We start from the raw sequence: 514 nt of genomic DNA on the forward strand, positions 1-514 counted from the left end.
GGATGCATCCATGGCTGAATGGGGAATCTGACTGCGATCACTGTAGACGCAGCGTTAACGATTGTCCCTTGTCGCAGGCAATTCGTTGTGATTCATGGTCTTAGGGGTTTTAATTCATCCTTGACCTGCTAACCTGCCGCGATGATTCGACGCACTCTGGCCTGCATGCTTACGCTCGGTTTGGTCGCCTGCGCGACCCAACCGCCTTCTCCGTCACCGTCGCCGCAGGCGTCCGGTGCCCCCAACAAGCCGTTGCCGGGGCAGAAGGGCCCGGCCGAAGCCGCGCCGGAGGCCGCTGCCGCTACGGCCGCGCCGGTGGACCTGACCCCGGTGCCGTTCGAGGTGGCCCGCGCCAACTTCGTGCGCGACACCGCAAAACGCTATGGCATTCCCGCTGCGCAGATCGAGGCCACGCTGGCCCAGGCGCAGGTGCGCGATCCGATCATCGCGGCGATGTCGCGACCCGCCGAGCGGGTCAAGCCGTGGAACGAGTACCGGCCGATGTTCATCAGCC

The 514-nt window shown here is 64.8% G+C and carries 1 protein-coding gene; it reads left to right on the forward strand.

The window, feature by feature from the left end; all coding sequences use genetic code 11:
• Positions 1-141: 141 nt before the first annotated feature.
• On the forward strand, positions 142-514 hold a 373-nt coding region (locus ACXJKJ_RS32290; protein WP_457395845.1), incomplete at its 3' end, for a lytic murein transglycosylase.

The organism is Roseateles sp. P5_E1 (genome assembly GCF_054049335.1).